19 protein-coding genes are annotated in these 16,689 nt (G+C 60.8%); 4 read left to right on the top strand and 15 right to left on the bottom strand.

Annotated elements, in window-relative coordinates; genetic code table 11:
* Positions 1-326: DUF6431 domain-containing protein (locus AWB75_RS39050; protein WP_235012399.1), on the bottom strand; the 326-nt coding region annotated here is incomplete at its 3' end.
* Between the two features lie 268 nt (positions 327-594).
* On the opposite strand from AWB75_RS39050, the gene AWB75_RS34670 reads away from it, so the two are divergent.
* Together AWB75_RS34670 and AWB75_RS34665 are read left to right on the top strand one after the other, a co-directional pair.
* Complete coding sequence (locus AWB75_RS34670) at positions 595-1,440, top strand: hypothetical protein (protein ID WP_235012398.1); 846 nt, start codon at positions 595-597, stop codon at positions 1,438-1,440.
* 342 nt (positions 1,441-1,782) lie between these two features.
* Complete coding sequence (locus tag AWB75_RS34665) at positions 1,783-2,220, top strand: response regulator (protein ID WP_159462842.1); 438 nt, start codon at positions 1,783-1,785, stop codon at positions 2,218-2,220.
* 51 nt (positions 2,221-2,271) lie between these two features.
* Here AWB75_RS34665 and AWB75_RS34660 read toward each other — a convergent pair whose 3' ends face one another.
* The 14 genes from AWB75_RS34660 to AWB75_RS34600 all read right to left on the bottom strand — a co-directional run bounded on the left by AWB75_RS34660 (position 2,272) and on the right by AWB75_RS34600 (position 14,987).
* Positions 2,272-3,354 carry a hypothetical protein gene (locus AWB75_RS34660; protein ID WP_061128474.1) on the bottom strand — a complete coding sequence of 361 codons (1,083 nt, stop codon included), beginning with the start codon at positions 3,352-3,354 and terminating at the stop codon, positions 2,272-2,274.
* Positions 3,351-3,929 (bottom strand): hypothetical protein, encoded by a 579-nt coding sequence (locus AWB75_RS34655; RefSeq protein WP_143746641.1) that lies wholly within the window; start codon positions 3,927-3,929, stop codon positions 3,351-3,353. Before AWB75_RS34655 ends, AWB75_RS34660 begins: the two co-directional genes overlap by 4 nt.
* Before the next feature lie 70 nt (positions 3,930-3,999).
* Entirely contained in the window at positions 4,000-4,833 is an 834-nt protein-coding gene (locus tag AWB75_RS34650) for a PRTRC system ThiF family protein (RefSeq protein WP_061128472.1), read from the bottom strand.
* The gene (locus tag AWB75_RS34645) at positions 4,830-5,471 is read right to left on the bottom strand and encodes a PRTRC system protein A (protein WP_061128471.1); all 642 of its coding nucleotides are present in this window, start codon (positions 5,469-5,471) and stop codon (positions 4,830-4,832) included. Before AWB75_RS34645 ends, AWB75_RS34650 begins: the two co-directional genes overlap by 4 nt.
* A 2-nt stretch (positions 5,472-5,473) precedes the next feature.
* Positions 5,474-6,199, bottom strand: a complete 726-nt coding sequence (locus AWB75_RS34640) for a PRTRC system protein B (protein WP_061128470.1) — start codon at positions 6,197-6,199, stop codon at positions 5,474-5,476.
* A 16-nt stretch (positions 6,200-6,215) separates the two neighbouring features.
* Positions 6,216-7,253: a PRTRC system protein F gene (locus AWB75_RS34635; protein WP_061128469.1), complete on the bottom strand. Its 1,038-nt coding sequence runs from the start codon at positions 7,251-7,253 to the stop codon at positions 6,216-6,218.
* 2 nt (positions 7,254-7,255) lie between these two features.
* The gene (locus AWB75_RS37890; protein ID WP_061128468.1) at positions 7,256-7,471 is read right to left on the bottom strand and encodes a hypothetical protein; all 216 of its coding nucleotides are present in this window, start codon (positions 7,469-7,471) and stop codon (positions 7,256-7,258) included.
* A complete protein-coding gene (locus tag AWB75_RS34630; RefSeq protein ID WP_061128467.1) occupies positions 7,464-7,712 on the bottom strand; it encodes a PRTRC system protein C in 249 nt (82 codons plus the stop codon). Before AWB75_RS34630 ends, AWB75_RS37890 begins: the two co-directional genes overlap by 8 nt.
* Before the next feature lie 9 nt (positions 7,713-7,721).
* Complete coding sequence (locus AWB75_RS34625; RefSeq protein ID WP_061128466.1) at positions 7,722-8,213, bottom strand: PRTRC system protein E; 492 nt, start codon at positions 8,211-8,213, stop codon at positions 7,722-7,724.
* 87 nt (positions 8,214-8,300) lie between these two features.
* Positions 8,301-9,986, bottom strand: a complete 1,686-nt coding sequence (locus AWB75_RS34620) for a PRTRC system ParB family protein (RefSeq protein ID WP_061128465.1) — start codon at positions 9,984-9,986, stop codon at positions 8,301-8,303.
* Between the two features lie 338 nt (positions 9,987-10,324).
* Positions 10,325-10,636 (bottom strand): hypothetical protein, encoded by a 312-nt coding sequence (locus AWB75_RS34615; protein ID WP_061128464.1) that lies wholly within the window; start codon positions 10,634-10,636, stop codon positions 10,325-10,327.
* A 131-nt stretch (positions 10,637-10,767) separates the two neighbouring features.
* Positions 10,768-11,013: a hypothetical protein gene (locus tag AWB75_RS34610; protein WP_061128463.1), complete on the bottom strand. Its 246-nt coding sequence runs from the start codon at positions 11,011-11,013 to the stop codon at positions 10,768-10,770.
* Positions 11,010-14,129 carry an SNF2-related protein gene (locus AWB75_RS34605; RefSeq protein WP_061128462.1) on the bottom strand — a complete coding sequence of 1,040 codons (3,120 nt, stop codon included), beginning with the start codon at positions 14,127-14,129 and terminating at the stop codon, positions 11,010-11,012. The genes AWB75_RS34610 and AWB75_RS34605 overlap by 4 nt, the downstream gene beginning before the upstream one ends.
* Positions 14,130-14,192: 63 nt before the next feature.
* Positions 14,193-14,987 (bottom strand): hypothetical protein, encoded by a 795-nt coding sequence (locus AWB75_RS34600; protein WP_061128461.1) that lies wholly within the window; start codon positions 14,985-14,987, stop codon positions 14,193-14,195.
* A 691-nt stretch (positions 14,988-15,678) separates the two neighbouring features.
* Here AWB75_RS34600 and AWB75_RS34595 point away from each other — a divergent pair.
* The gene (locus AWB75_RS34595) at positions 15,679-16,170 is read left to right on the top strand and encodes a hypothetical protein (protein ID WP_143746639.1); all 492 of its coding nucleotides are present in this window, start codon (positions 15,679-15,681) and stop codon (positions 16,168-16,170) included.
* Positions 16,171-16,374: 204 nt separating this feature from the next.
* The gene (locus AWB75_RS37495; protein ID WP_143746637.1) at positions 16,375-16,608 is read left to right on the top strand and encodes a hypothetical protein; all 234 of its coding nucleotides are present in this window, start codon (positions 16,375-16,377) and stop codon (positions 16,606-16,608) included.
* The last annotated feature ends 81 nt before the right edge of the window (positions 16,609-16,689 follow it).

The following is a 16,689-nucleotide window of genomic DNA, read 5'->3' as shown; positions in this document are numbered from 1 at the left end:
GCGGCGATGCGGCGCAGCGACATGCCGGACATGCACAGGCAGAGCACCAGCTGCTGCAATGCCCAGCCGTACCAGCGACGCGGGCAGAAGCACAGCGGCAGGCGCGAACAGGTACGGCAGCACGCCGTGCAGCGAAAGCGTGGCACCAGAACGGGATTCAGGGCACCGGCTGCGCTGCGATCAGCCTTGCGGTCGTAAGAGCCATGCCCCCAAAGGCTGGCGACGCCACAGTGCGGACAACGTGGCGGACGGTAGGATTCGAGCGTGGAAAGGATGGCGCGCTGGTGTTGCTCCAGCGCGCGATGGGCGTGTACGATACGATGCATAGGCCGGTCAGTTCTGGAAAGCGTGCGGGGTCTGGACAACGTCGCACGATACCAGAGGTGCATCGGCCTTCTTTACGCCTGCAGCGTCGCGCGCTACGCGCGGAAAAGTTCAGAACATCGTTCTCGCCGTCCGCGCGACAAACATCCCCTGTTCCATCTCATATTGCGCGCGCCATAACAGAATGGAAAGACAGCGGTCCGGTGTGCGAAAGACTCGCGGCGCATCTCGGATGGGAACTGCTGACGGTGCGGCGACAAGCGGGGCGACATGCTCGCCAGATGGAAAAAGCGCTGGGCCAATAATGTCGAGCGATATCGTGACCTGTCCTGCGTGCGGCTTATTCTGCCGTGGAGCACCCCGGCTCTCAGGTTCTGCACGTCCGAGCTCAAAAGTTCGGTCATTTTCTCCGCCCTCAAAAAGCGGTATCCCACTCAAGACATTGTCAATGTTACCGGCGTGCGCCGGCTCGAAAGCAGCGCCCGAAGCAAGATGCCTGTATCCTCCCCGCTCGCATCGCTATCGAGGAAAGGCCGCACCGGCATCACGTGGAACGCCATCATCGAATGGACCGTCGACCAAGTCTTCACGGAGATCGCAGCGGCCGAACTGACGCTGCACGAGGCTTACACTGTCTACGGCGCATCGCGCGTGTCGTGTGCTTACTGCATCATGAGTTCGCTCGATGACCTTCGCGCCGCTGCAAGCTGCGCGGACAATCACGACGTCTATCGCGCGATGGTCGCACTCGAGGCCGCGTCGACATTCGACTTTCAAGGACAAAGGTGGCTTGCCGACGTCGCGCCCGAACTCTTGTCACCAGCGCTCGCCGCCTCCGTCTCCCGTGCAAAAACCGCCGCTGCACAACGTCAGGCCATCGAAGGGGAAATCCCCGCGCATCTGCTGTTCACGTCCGGCTGGCCAACCGTCCGTCCGACCCTCGACGAGGCCAAACTGCTCGCCAGCGTGCGGTCCCGCGTAGCGGCGCTCATCGGCATCGACATACAGTGTGTGGACGCCGCGTCGGTGCTCGCGCGGTACGATGAGTTGCTCGAGAAAAATAGCGGTACGCTAGAAACGATCCAGCAGCCGCATCAGGCCTCTTTCGCTTTCTAGCACGCACCGCAGCATCGCCGTCCGGGCGGTCCATTCCAGTACACTCCACGGCACCCAATAACGGCGAGAGGACGCTGCGCATGGATGAGCCTTCGGAAGTAATTTCTGTGAGACACGACGCCGGCGGCTGGGTCTGGTCGATCACGGTTCCGGATTTGACCGAACATCGGATGAAATTGCTTCGCCAGTCCGCTCGGGCCTGCGCGAGCTATGAGGAAGCCCGCCGAGAGGCGGAGCTCGCTCTGGACGAGTTACGCGAGGGCCATTGACACGGGTGAACTTAGGAACGGGCGTTGCGCAGGTTTCGGACATCCGTATAAAGAAACGTCCGAGGTTCACATCGTGAGCACCGCCCGATCGACACCACCGTTATGGACCACTCGTGCCTTTGCACCTGTTACCCCGCCAATCTGCGTTCTGATCGTCGACGACGACGGCGACGTAGCGGATGCCCTGCAGGCCGTACTGGAGGCTGAAGAGTTCACGGCTCGAACCGCCGACTCAACGGCGAGCCTCAGGCTCATTGGTGTCTGGATTCCGCACGTCGTCGTGCTCGATATCGAGATGCCAATCCAGAACGGATTTGATCTTAGCCGCTCGATACGGCAGATCGCGCACATGCGGCTCGTCCCTATCATCGCTCACACCTCGCTTCCGGAAGAAGACGTCATGACCGAAGGCGTGGCAGCGGGCATGGATGCTTATTGCAGCAAGAGCAACCCCCCAACGGTACTTTTGACGCTCGTCCGGCATATGACTCCGCTGTTGCTGGGGTCTTAAAAAGAAAGCGCCACGCCCCGGAAGTCCGGGGGCGTGGCGCTGGTCGAAAGGTTATGCAAGACAGAGGGATAGCTGAACGTCTGCCGCGAAGAACGCTGGGCCCGGCGCCACCCCTTCGCGGCTTACCGGAACGTCCCAGTGCGCCTGGGCATCGCTCAGACCGCCCAGTCCGTAAAGCAACTGGCCGGTGTCTTCCCGCCCGAGCAAATCACCAAATGCAAAGCTAAACACATCCGACGCGGATTCGCCGTCGGCAGCCATCCCGAGTCTCTGCGCCAGTTCGCCTGCTGATCGAATACGCCATTTGTCCTCGCCCTCAGGCGATCGCGTCACGGTGATTCGAGTCGCCGCTGGCACCGTGGACGCCGTGCGCACCGTATCACGAAACGCTGGGATCGCCTTCTTCGCGAATCCCGGCGCTTCCATCTCGATCGAATACACGACGTCCGTGATGAACGAGCCGATGGCGTTGTACTGCCAGCCAGCATGCCGCCACGGCGCGACGCCGATCGCGATCAACCGATTATCGCGATCGATCGCATGACACCGGACCTCGGGCATGCGTTCCATCGCAGTCTTCGATGCCAGCGGCACGGGAACGTCGATCTGCACGGTGCCGGTGTCGTACTCCTTGAGTATCCGCCACACGCTGAGCGGTCCGGCATTGCCATAGATCGAGAGCAGGAGTTCGATGTCCGCATGCAGCGAGACGGTGAGACCGCCTGTCGCCAGTTCGTCGGCTTGCGCCTCGAACCCGGACCTTATCAACTTCGACCGAACGTCCTCAAACTGCGACTCCGGCACCGCCGAATACATCGATCTCGACGACGAAAGCGTGATTCGTTGGTCCGGCAGCGTGAACGGCCTGGCCAACTCGCGCTGCCAGGACGTGATGAAATTTTCCGGCTTGATTGAGCCAGCCTTGCTTCTGAGCATGCCGCCTTCGCAACTCGCTGCGTGCGAGAACAGTCTTCGCATGACCTCGGCATAGTTGCCGAGCGCGACCGCCGACCAGTGGTCCTGGTGCGGATAGACGTTCGACTCGTAGCCACGCTCAAACAGCGCGTAGATCCACTCGCCATCGGCCTTTTGAAACGCAGCCGCACGCTTGCCGGTCAGAATGGAAGAACTCATGATTTGCTCCGATGATGGCGCGGAGCAGCCCCAACGGGCTGTTTACCCGCTGGGGATGAAGAGAAACCGCCCCATGCAGGGGCGCAGAAGTTACGACTTGCTGTGGGCATCGCGGCGTAGTCCGCCATCACCTGGAGGCAGCAGAGAATCGCACCGAGCCATACGATGAACGACGCGGCGAAAATGACGCCTTGCTCACCGAACGGAACACTCGCACCAAACACTGCGGCGCCCGCGGCGGCGATGGCCGGCATCACACGCTTCGTTAGCACGTTGTCGCACGCGCGGACGAACCGACTGGACCGCCCGCCATCGTGTTTCGCGAAGTGCTGATACACCAGCGACGCCAAAAGCACGGCGAGCAGGGCCAGCATGAGGTAGCCCAGAGGCTCCGCAGCACGATGCGCAATGCGATGGAATTTCGCATCGAGCCACTCGCTGCCCGGCCACGATTGCGGATACCAGCGTACGCCGAGGCCCACCAGCAAACCGACGCAAGCTGATTTCCACTGTTTGACCAAATACGTCACCACTTTCAATAGCGACAGCACCAGAGTTACAACTGCACGAAGCATTCAAGCTCCTATAGAGAAGTGCCTTTCGGCACGGGTGGAGACCCGATTCTCCGAAGAGAGTCGGTGTCGTTTAGTCAGCCGGTTTAGTCTTTCGACGTTTGCCGGCTTTCTTTTCAAGTGGCTTCGAAACCGTATAGCCAAAGCGCGCCCATACGGCCGGGTCCAGCGCAATCGGATTCGTGCGCCCCGTTGCGAGGTTCACGAACACGCCCGAGAACGGCACTGCGCCAGTTCGAAACATGGTCCAGAGCATGTTGAATGCTTGGACCGCGATGGCCTGATTGATGACCAGCGACTGCTTGCGCAGCGCCTCTGCCATCGAGCAGGACGGTGTGTCGTCTTTCACATCGAGCTTCGCGTTGATGAGTTCCGGAAACAACTCGCCGACGTGCGGCAAGCGTTCCGGATTCTTCTTCGCGTAACTCTTGCTGCAGACCTGCCCCAACACGATCTGACCGCGATCGGTATCGTTGCCACAATCGAGGTAGTAGACGCCCGAGTGCTCCGCCGCGCGGACAATCGCATGCCTTGCGGCGCGCGTGTCCACGCAACCAATGACCAGATCGACGTTGTAGACCGTCTCGCTCGCGCCGAAGCGCCGCGTCTGCGCTCGCCAGTCGGTTCCCATCAGCGTGTTCAGCCGATTGACGATGAGCGAGGCTTTGTACTCGCCCGTATCGTTCGGATAAAAGCCCTGTCGGCCGACGTTGGTCGGACTGACCGTGTCGTCATCGAACACCGTGCAGTCGATTCCGCCCGGGTGACCGAGTTCGACCATCGCGTGATGCAAGCGCGCGAGGCTTGGAAGCACCGCGCTGCCTGTACCACCGGCGCCGACCACGACCACGTTCCAGGCGCGCTCGAGCATCCGCGAAGGAAGCGCGTGACGGATAGCTGTCGTCATGCGACCTCCTTCAGACGCGCGGCCGTGTACCAACTGCTTGGCACACGCTCGACGTCCTCGAAGATGCCTTTCGCGCACAGCCGCAAGGCCATGCTCGGCACCGGCGAGGCGCAGTTCCCGACGACGAATGCGAACTTCGTCTCATGCCGGTCGTCTTCGTTGTCAGTCGACGAGAAAAACGCCGGATGCGCGCCGTGCGAGTGGCAGTCGATTACCCTCAGTTCATCGGGCGAGAGCGCCGGCCGCTCGTATTTGAGCGAGCCGGTGTCCTGTGCGAGAACCTTGACCGGAGCCAGACGAAATTGCTGGGTCTGAACATTCCAGACCACCCACGCGCCCGTTTCCAGCGGGTGTGCCGCGCGCGCCGTCTCGACGAACTCGCCGATCAGATGCGGCGGCACAGATCCGCAGCGAAGCACCGTCGATTCAACCACCTGCCCATACGGGATTGCGGTCGGAACAGAGTAATGTGCGACGCGGCGTACGACCGACAGCCACGGCAGATCGATCTCGATATACACGCCGTTTTCACCAATGAGCAACCGCTCACCGGCCGCGGCCATCGGTGCCACCGGCTCGCGCCGGGGAACCATCACGGTCGGAAAAGAGCGCTGAAGCGCCAAATCACCAGCATTCATCGTTAGACTCCTTGTTTGCCGGCAATCAGCTCAGCGAGAGTAAGGTTCATGGGGACAAGCACCTCCTTCGGGAATTGCTCGCCAAACTTGCCGTCGAGCATTTCCTTCCAGAAGGCGAACTCGCCGTTGCGATGCGAAACACGTTTGCCGCCGTGATTTGGGTGGGTGAACGCGGACTCGAAGAATCCGCTCTCCCAGCCTGCGATCGAAGCCACATCGACGCGCCGAGGAACTTGGGCCGAGCCGATGCAGATCTTTCCCAAATCCCAGGTGTTAAAGTAAGGCGGTTCGTGCAGCTTCGACTCAGGCGTTGGCCGGCAGGCCTCCTGCAGCGCGAACACGGAAAACCCGTTCGAAGCTGCGCGGAACACCAACCCCGGATGCGGCACGACCGCACTGCGCCGCCCGATCTCCGGACATTCGAAGAAGACTCGACGCATCGCCGGTCTGCACCACCACATCACCGCATGCTGCGACACGGACAGCACCGTCTCAGGCAGAAACTCGGCCGGCGCCGCCGCATGCTCTGCCAGCTCGCGCAGGCATTCGAACAGCGCCTTGCGTTCGATCGGCCGACCCGCTCCGATCGTCGCCCGACCGCCTTTGCCTTGCAGCACGGGATGAACGGTGCCGTAGACCGCACTGCGCTCCTCTCGGCCATACAACAAAATTGCGCTCGTCGCGGCGAGTTCGTCGACGCGATCCGAGCCGATATCAAGCCCTTTCATATGTAAGCTCCAGGTGTTATGCCGCGAGCGACGCGATGACGCGATCGAGTTGGCCAATAATGGAAAGTCCCATGGCCCAGTCCGCGTACTGCTTGCGGATGGCGTCGGGGGAAGAGGCAAACGGCACGAAGCCGTAGTACGTGGTGCCGTCGCCGACGCTGGACAGATACTCGTAGTGCGAATCGAGCAACTCGCCGACGCGTCTGTCGTTTTGAACCGTCAAGGTCGCCGCCGCATACGCGCAGCGCGGTTGATAAGCGCAATTGAACAACTGACTCTTACTCGACCGGCGAAGCATCAAACTTAGCCTTTCGAGTTCGCGGCAGACACGACGGGTTGGACCGTAAGTGAACCGCTGAAGCCGACGCAGCGTAGCGACGCTAAGCGGGTGCTTATGCACAAGCCTTTGCCTACCGCCACGCGAGCGCTTACAACGAAAGACATCCATGTCATCCGGACAAAGCTCGGCGCGTACGACGGAGGGAAGGTAATGCTCGATCTCCCCCTCGTCGTCGCCGAATCGTTCCGTCATGCACTCGCGTGCTTCGTCGTCGGTCGCGGCCGGGTCGCCCTCCCAGAACCACGAAGAGAATTCGCACAAAAGCTCGTCCGGCGTGCGAATCCAGACCGTACGGCCGGCAGCCCGGTTGATCAGCAGCATCGCGGTGGTCACCAGCCGCGGATGTACCTTCCTGAGTGCGGCCGCTCGTGTGCCGAATTCCAGGATGTTTTCGCCGGTGATCTCGATGCCGAGATAGAGAGGCGAGGTAGGCTCAAAATCGACACCATCCTCTTGATACTGCGCCACCTCCCGAACCGCGGCCACGTCGCACAGCACGAAATCGAAGTTCAGACACTTCAACTTCGACGTGTGACGCCTGGCCCACGCAAAAAATGCGTGAGCGAGCGCGTCGCCCGCTCCCTTGAATTCGGGAACATCGCGTGCCTGAAGGACGCCCGAGTCGAACTGTTCGGCAATCAGACACGCGACATCTTTCTCCGCGTTCCAGCGCAGATCAGCGCGCGTATGAACATCGGAGCCGATGGCCGGCAAGCTCAGAAAATCATGGGCAGGTCGACGTCGGGCAGCGCGATTGCATCGCGATTGCCATGACTCTCCTGCGACAGCGACCTCTGCACCAGACGAACGAGGATCGAAGAGCATTGCTCGATCTCCTTGTCATGAAAAAAAACCGCCCTGTCGGGCGGCTGCTGATGTGAAACGGCCAAGTCCGGATCGGACAAGGCCTTGAGCAAATCGCGCTTACGCATGGATGACTTCGGGCTGCATGGCAAACTGAGCAGCACCCTTGGCACCCGCCGCGCGCACGAACGTGAAACGCATCACCTCGCCTTCCAAGTTCGGCCCGTCGACGGCAGCGGTCGTCAGCTCCGGATACTGCGCGCAGTAGAGATCGCGGACATCGTCGGGCGAGAACGTGGGACCCGGATCGGGGAACGTGACGCCGTTGTAGACAAACTCGCGCGTGAGCTTTGCGACTGAAATGGACATGACGGCTCCTTAGTCGAAAAGTGAGGCGAGGTTGGTTCCGGTGCTAGCCGGTTCCGTCGATGCCGACGCGGCCGCCGACGAATCGGCAGGAACGGTGCTTTGCTCTTGCGCGTTCGCGTCGTTATCGTTGTCGTCGTCATCGCCGTCGCCGTCGCCTTCACTCGATCTACCGGAAGCCGGCGCAGCGGGTTTGCTGCTGCCCTTCGCGAGCGTCTTGGTCGCCTTGGCGACTTGCGTCGTCTTGGCGGCTTCGAGGATCGCGGTCGTGGCAGCAACTTGCTCGGCCAGCGACGCATGCGCGCCGGTGTAGGCCGCGAGTGCACCAGCGAAACCTGCATCGAGTTCAGCAGCGGTCGCCGTAAGTGCGAGCGGCTGAAGCATGGCGGCGTCCTTCGCCGTGCCTTGCGGCATGACACAGACGATCATTTCATCACCCTTCATTTGCAACGAAAGGGTGAGCTTTGCGCAATTGCGCAAGAGCGGTTCAATAGCGACGAACATGGAAACTCCTGAGAACGAAAAAAAGACCGCCCGAAGGCGGTCTATAAAGGATGGAAACTACGATCGATGCGCGGGCGAACCGCGCGGTTAGAACTTGAGCACCTTCGGAATCTTGCCGGTGTAGTCGAAGCCGTCGACGGTCAGGAGCGCGTCGATGACTTCCGACTTGGATTTTCCGAAGACCTTCTTGAAGTTGTCGCCGAGTGCGGCACGGATGCCCAGCTCATCAGCGACGACCATCATTTCCGACTTCGTGATCAACTCCAGAAACTCCTTGCAGAGCTTCCAGTGCTTCGCGAGATCGAGCCGATGGTGCTTGCACAGACGCGTGAGGTACTGGACGTCGAGACCCTGGATCGCTGCGATGGTGACGCCAGTCACGGCGTGCGCCATCTGTGCGTCCTCGGCAGCAGCCGTAGCGGCAGCGGCCTTCGTCACGTCACCCGCCGGGATCTGCTCTTGCGTGAGCTTTTCCCAGATGCCCGAGAGCGTCTTGTGATCGACACAGCGCATCTGGTCGGAGAGCGCGATCGCAACGAGATATCGCTGAGCGAGCATGGGATCCGAGCCGACCTCACGACGCAGGGCTTTACGCCACAACGCCACGCGATAAGACTTGATCCGGTCCGACTCGGACACGACCGTCACCGAGGAGTTCGCACCCGTGGCCTTCGCATCCGATGCCGAAATCGGAGCCGCTTTGCCAGCAGACTTACCGCCGCTCTTGCCCGCTTGCGCCGTCTCGGCCGCTTTTGGCTGCGTGGCCGCCTTCACAGCTTGCAGGTTCGCCGCGACTTTCTTCATGTTGCAGACTGTGTCGAAGCACTGGCCCTTGTAGACCTTGCCGATCGAATCAGGCAGCGCACTCACGGCCGCGCCGTAGTTCTGGCACGCGTGACACGCCTTCGCCTGCTCTTCGCCGACGCCTTTCGGACCGTCGACCGAGAGTTGCACGCGCGTGTGGTTGTCGCCCGCACGCACGATACGTACGACCGGATATTCGTCGCGCAGGCCGGTAGCCGTCGCGTCGAGCATCTTTTCGGTCTTCTCGTTGTAGCAGGTGCGGTTGGTGCAGTTTCCCGTACCAATGGATTCGCCGAACATCTCGCCCTGAGTGGAGGAGTTATGCGGGCATCCGGCGCAATTGGCCTTGTCGAAGATCGCGGCCGCCAACGAACAGGCGATCTGTTCGATGGTTTTCTTGACCTCCGCGACGGGCTTGCCTTCTTTGACGATCACCGGCAGCAGCTTGTCCTGCGTCTCTTTGGGGAGCGCCGCCAGCAACTCGGCGTGACCCAGCAGGATCTGGCGCGTGCTCAACGCATCGAGCACGCCCGTGCTGCAGTTCATCAGCGCGAGGCGTTTGTCGAGCGTCGCGCGCGACCAGCCGAAGATACGCGCGACTTCGTCACGATCGCCTTTGCACAGCCCGACTTGCTCGGCTGCGGCGATCGCTTCTTCCGCCGGCGACATATCAGCACGCTGGATATTCTCGATGATGGCCAACTGCTTGGCTTCGGCTTCATCGATCTCCCGGACCACGACAGGGATTTCGTAGTCGTCGCCGTGCGCCGCAAGCGCAGCCTTGTATCTACGGCCGCCGGCAACGAGGGCGTAACCGCCATCAGCGAGCGTTCGTACGATGACGGGCTGAATGACGCCTTTCTCGCGCACGGACGCCGTGAGCTCTTCCATCTCCGCAGGATCGAAATACTTGCGGGGATTGACGCTGACCTGAATGTGCTTGAGAGCGAGAGTAGGTTGTTGTTGCATTGCAGGGCTCCAAGGAGGGAACCCGCCCCTTCGGGTGGTTCCCGAAGGGTTGAACAACGTGGGCTGATGAGAATCAGCGCTGGTCGATGCGTCGAAAGACGCGGGTGATGGTGCAACGATAGCGGTTTACGTTGCCCTCTCAGGCCCGAAAGCTCACGAAATCAGGCTGTCTCTCAATCTTTGACGAGAACCAATTGGCGCTGATGTCACACGGCTTTTCATTCTGTGACCTGCTCTCCCGCAAGCGCGCGCGGCAACGACGCTACATTTTCTCGGTCGGGTACCGCTCAAGAACCTTGATGAGATCCTCCGGCACTCGCCACTCGCGCATGAACGACTTAGCTCGGACCACGTTGATGATCGACAGCGCTATAGCCACCAACGCAAAAAAATGCTCCGAGTGCTGGAATGCCGTAGCGAATCCACGGGGAGTTGAGAAAGGCCGGGTCCGTCCCGTCTATGTCCGAGAACAAGCCGCTCATGGCGGCTGCGCCTGCCACAACCACTGCCAGGAAGATCGCGCTAACCTGCAGTTTCCGTTGCTGTTTGCGAGCCTCACGATAAAGCGCGATCGACACCCATTGCTCTTTGGAGAAGGCTTCGAGGTCTACCTTCCTGGGGTCAAACTTAGAATAGTCATTGCGGGTCATTGGTTACTCGGTTCACTGCACGGGGCCGTCCGGGCTCTGGCTTCAAAGCGGACCAGGATTGGCGACTCTTGAGTCGGACAAAAAAAACCCGGCAAAGCCGGGTTTGGGTTCAGATGACAGACGAGTTGGTGTCACGCAGTCGCTGCGCCAGCGCCCAGGAGAGGACGCGACAGGAGCGTCGTGACTGCACCCGCGAGCGTCCAATCGCCGAACTGCTGTTCATGGCTCTCGTGCACGAGGCGATCCAGGCACAGTACTTCGACGCCTTCGACCGACACCTTTCCGAGAATCTTCGCCATCACAGCGCGGTTCGAGCCTTCGCGCTTGACCGTCACGACGTCCTCGCCGAACAATACAGATACCTTCGCGTCTTTCACGCAGCCTCCTTCAATTGTTTGCGCATGTCGCCCGCCGTGCTATCGGCGAGCAATGCGAGATCATCGACAAAGCGATCCAGCAACGAGTCCATGTGCAGGAACGTAGCGTCGTCGAGTTCCGGCGTCGCCCAGTCCAGTCCTGCCTGCGTCGCATCACGTTTGTGCGCGACCATCTGGTCCTGATACTCGTCGATGCTGCCGGGCAAGTGGAAATACAGCACCTTCAGCACCCCCTTCCGGTTCCAGCGCAGCGCGCGCCGCATCGCCTGATACTCGATGCGCCACGTCCACGACCGGTCGTAGAAGAGGATGTAGTCGGCGTTGGGCAGGTTGTAGCCCGCCCTCCCGGATGCTTTTGTCGCCATCAGCCCGGTCGCTAACCCCGTCAAGAAGCGCTTGTCCTTATCGGCCACGCGACGCTTGATCGGGATCTCGCCATGAAACGGCACCGTCTGAACGCCGTGCGAATCGAGCTCGCGCGCAAGCAGATCGAGTACGCCCGGATTCTCGGCAAACACAATGGCTTGCTTACCCTCCGCCGCGATCGCCCGCATGCGCTCGACCACCGCGCGTTGCTTGCTCGTCAGGCCGCCCACGTGCTCGACGCCCTCCATGCCGAACTGCGGAAAGTTGGCAGCGAAATGCACGGCACGAATGCGCGCCAGGATCGTCACGAGGTTGCACGCCTTTTTGTCATCGCGCGAATCGCGGTACCAGTCGGCGAACTCGTCAGCAGCACGCAGATACGCGGCCAGATGGCCGCGATCCCATTCGACCGTTTCCACCTCGGATTCAGGTGGTTCGATCTGGATGTAGCGCGACACCTCCGGCTCAGCGACAAGCCTGCGCTTGATGTGCGGGGCCAACATCGCCCGGTACCGATGCAGGTTGCCGATCTTCGGCACTTCGCGCTTCGCCCCATCCTGCAGGCTCTCCGCAAACTGCCACGTCACCCACTCCAGCACCACGAAGTCATCCCTGAATCGATCGACGCCGCGCATCGCGTACTCCACCGAGTTGATCCAGTTCTGCTCAAGATAGCCGACGCGGTAGCCATAGGGTTGCGCCGCCGTTCCGTCACCCCCCGAGAACGCAATCAAACCGAATGCGTCCCTGGGGTAATTCGGGATCGGCGAGCCCGTCAAAACGAAGCGCCGCCGCGCCGAGAGTTCGCAGAGCGCGCGGCTCTGATCGCTCGTTGGATTGGCAAGACGTTCGCCCTCGTCGGCCACCAGCAGGCCGATCCGACGACGAAGCCGGTGCGCATAGGTCACGCGTGCTGAAACCGACTTGTCGACAGGCATCCGCAGCCGCTCGTACGAAATCAGATTGAACTGCCGCAAATCGCTCAGATCCGCCGCGGACTCGATCACCTTCACCTGTTCCGCTGCGATAGGCAACTGCGCGATCTCGTTGAGCATCTCGGCAATCAGGCGGGACTCGACAACGATGAGACCGTGCTTGACGCCCGACACGAGGATCAACGCCAGTGCGAGCCGCGACTTGCCGCAACCTTGCTCCCAGGCGACCACGCAACCAGTGGGCTTCAGCAACGTCTCGACCAGATCGTCGACCTGAAACTCCCAGTCGAACCATCGATCGACGCCAAGCGACTTCACGCGCGAGCGCAATGCAGCCGCTTGGTCGGGAAAGCGCGCGCACAATCCTTCGTGCACCACTTCCCACCCTTCGCTCACGTTCTCCACCGCGAACCGCGCGTTGAGCTCGTCGACCGACAGGTGGTACGGCACGCCATGCAGCGCGTACCGATATCGTCCGTTGTCAACCCGTTCAAACTGGACAGCATCGCCCGCCTTGATGAGCGGACTTGCCCATCGCGTCGCATCGACCTTGTGGGTCTCCTTCGCCGTGCCGCTCACCACGTCCCGCGACCCTGCTCCGGTGGTCCATGCAGCATGCCGCAGCGGTATTGCCTGCCGCACGCTGCGCCGCATGCGTCTGCGGAAGTGCTCCATGAAGCCCGGCGCCAGTTGCGGCTCGCCCCCGACACTGCGAAACCGTGTGAGCAGTTGATCGAACGCGGCAACCGGATCGTCCTGTATCAGATACGTTTCCATATCCAGCAAGCCCTGTCCCGAGTAGCGAAAGCCGCGCGGCAGTCGACGACCGTCCCGAGAATAGATCCGCTTCACGAAAACAGCATTCAGCACCATCGCTTCGTTGAAACCACAGGCGAAGCCGAGGCGAATGCGTCTACCGTCGTGAGAGATCATCACCGACTTGTCGCCGGTGACCGCGCGCGTGATGACGGGCTTGCTGTCATCCAGCTTCTGCAGCCGCAGGCGTGGCTCCCCGAACGAGCGATCCTCGAAATGAAGCCCGAGATCCGGGCCCGGCTTCGAGAGATCGTCAACGAGGACGCGAACGAAGTCTGACGGGCGCATGCGATAGCGATCGAAGACGACCACCGCCGTGCGCACGTTTGCACCCTCGAGCTTGAACGCGTCAGGCGGCAGCTCGAATAGGCCGGCCGCACGGCGCTTGAGCGTGTCGCCCTGCTCACCCGAGACCATGACCTCGGCCGTGGTGATCGGAAGCAAGGCCACGACGATGTTTGCCGCCTCCAGCGCCTGATGCACGCTGTAGTCATGGCTCAACGCACTAGTATTGGCACCGTATCTGCCCCAGGTCGTGCATTCGAGCGGCTGCAGGTGCGGCGACTCGAGGTGAATCGAAAACGGCGGGTTGATGAGCGCAATATCGAAGCGCGTCGGACGAATGTCTTCCATGCCGGCTTGCCTGAACTCGCGTTCGAACCCAGCCTCCTCGAACACCGATTGACACTTCTGGATCACATCGGCATGGACGTCGATGCCGTACACGGCGTGACGTTCCGGATCCGCGTACTGCAGCAGCCGCCCCGATCCCACCGAGTTGTCGAAGAGACGAATGCGGCGGTCGATATGCCAAGCGCTCACGAAACTCCACATGAACGCGGCGATCGCGTCCGGCGTGAAGAACTGGCCAAGGTGCTGGCGTCGAGCCGCGGCCAGCTCACCTTGATGCGCGACCGACGGTGCCTGCGAACCCAGACTTCTGATCGCACGCAACGGCCCGTACCAGTCCGGCGCGAAGGAAAAAAGATCTCTCTGCATGGAAAAGCCTCTAGAAATAAAAAGACCCGCCGAAGCGGGTCGAAAAGATGAAGGTTGGGAAGATCAGTACCGATCGCGCGAGGCGAGATACTCGGCACCGAACTCGCTAACGAAGATCGACAGTGCGTCGCCGACGTCGTGCGCGAACTTGAACTGCCATTTGTCGTTGAACATCACAACCTCAAGTCCGGTGAAAGTTAGCTTTTCACGAGTCGAGAAGGTCAGACGATGCACGCTGAAATTGCGCAGTTGATTCGCAAGCGCACCGAAGCGATGCTTGTCCGCGAAGGTCGCCAGCCCACCAAGTGTTGATGCGACAGACGACTGCGAGTGGTAATTGACCTCGCGCTCGCCTTTCGAGCGAAACGATGCTTCGGACGAAACACGCTTTTCCAAGATCACCGCACTGCTGGTGCGTTTGATCTCGGTGTCGGGCTTGAGCCAGAAGCCGCTGATGATCGCTTTGGCCGCCTGCTCGAAGGCAATCCGCTCGCCAGCATCACCCCCGAACGTGCGTTCGAGGTGCTGCCAGAAGCCGTCCAGGTTAGGCAGATGCCCTTTGCGCAGGGCCTCCCCAACGTCGAGGCCAAACCGCTCCGCCTCGCGGTCCGAATCGATTTCGATTCTGCCGCCCGCCGGCGCGAACTTGCGACTGGCCTCCATCACCAGACGCGAAACGAGACGAGCGCAGAACTTTTCGAGTTCGCACTCGGCCTTGTATTCGCTGCGTGTTTCCATCGCCGAATAGTCGGACTTGCCATCGCCGAAGGCATCTCGTTCGGCTTGAACGACAACGCTGTAGGCCGATGCGGCTGCCGTTTGAGCATTCTTGAATTGCTCGATCAACTGGGTGTACATGCGGATGCTCCATAGGAATGGGCAGGCGCACGCCCGCGAGGGGGACGTGCCCCTGCGGGTTTGGGAAAGGAACTTGGAAATGCGGCTTGCCGAAAACGGCGTGCCGTAGGTCGATGCGCGAGAAGCGCGGGTAATTCGGAAGCGATACCTGTCCGACGCGCGCCACGCTCACGCAAAAGCGGAGGATTTGATAGCGTCTCTCGCCGCGCGCCGCACATCGTTATCCCCAGTTTCTGGGCATAATCTTGTGGATAACCCAACCCGGGTCGTACCGCGATAGGAGGTCGTTGAAGGGCAAAAAAGCGGAGAGGAGCTACCTGGGTAGCTCTCTCACGGGACAAAGACGCAGTTTTTAGCGAGCTTTTCAGTCGATCGCTTACGAGCTGCTTTCGATATGAGCACAATCCGCCTGCTGCGCTGCCCGCGAAAGTCGTCCAAATCTACCCGTCTTTCGGGCACGCAGCGACTTCGACGCCGGTGAGAATAAATCCGTGCCGCGCGTCAATGCCGCGCTCCCACACCACGACCAACCATTGGGTAGAAAGTGAAAAAGAACCTATTCGTCGCATTGTCCGCGTGTGCTGCTTTCGCTTCTCATGCGGAGGTGCCCGGGCAGTCACTGGAACTTCAAAACACGACCGTCACGGCCTAGGCGCACAGAATCACAGCGCCAGATGGTCAAAGCATCGTCGTGACAAACACGGTGGGTGAAGTAAACATTGCACATGTCGCAGCGTCCACGATGCCGCGCGCAGCGGCCTTCGTGCAGAGCGGCGATACCGCGTGCCCTGTCGAACACAACGGCTTATTTGCCGAAACCGTTGATCATCAGCTGGTGATCTGTTCGAACGGGAAACGGCACGATGCCGCGTCACTACCGATGACACGCATACGGTTCGAGGAGTTCGACATGAGCGCCGGCAAAATGATCAGGCAGATCGACCAGGCGCGGCCCCTTGGCGTGCAAAGCGTCTTGCAATCCAGTGACGAAAGAACCACCTTCATGCTGCTCAGCAAGGTCGTGGCGATCAATCCGGACGACACCGCACGTATTTCTCTGGAATTCCTCGACGCGAGCGGCCAACGTCAGCAGGTCGATACGACCGTGAAGCTGGGCAGGCCGACGGTTATCGCATCCGGACCTATGGGCCACGAATACCGCTTACGCGTGATTCGCTCCTGACAACGACGATCTCCACCTCAGACAACCGAGGGACACGCCTCCTTCCACTCAATGAAAGTTAGTCACCTCGCCACCGTCGTTCTTCTTACCGTATCGACCATCGGCTCGATTGGATCGATTGGTTTCGTCGCCCCGCAGTTCACTCTTCAGCGCTCCGCTGTTCGAGTCGTGGCGAACACGGTGGTCGTGGAGCGCATGCAAGGAATGAGCGACGCGCTCGCCCATATTCCCGATGGCGAGCGGCACGCGGCTGTCGTGGGATACGGTTTTACTGGCGACAAGGATCTCGAGGCCGCACTCATGGCAAAGCGTCGCGAGCTTGAAACGTCGCAGAACGCGCGCGCCGAGGAACTGGCGACCAACGACAAGCGATTGGCGGTGTTGCTCGCGGCTTGCGGCTTGCGGCTTGCGGCTTCAACGCGATCGTCACGATCATGAGTGCTGAACCGCCCCGGCTTTGTCGGAGACTGCCGAGTTTGGCGCTACGCCGCGCGAGCGGAGAGCACCAGATTCCGATTG

Origin of the sequence: Caballeronia catudaia, from assembly GCF_001544755.2 — a bacterium.
In the GTDB taxonomy this organism is placed as follows: domain Bacteria; phylum Pseudomonadota; class Gammaproteobacteria; order Burkholderiales; family Burkholderiaceae; genus Caballeronia; species Caballeronia catudaia.
This window is presented reverse-complemented; position numbering and strand designations above follow the sequence as displayed.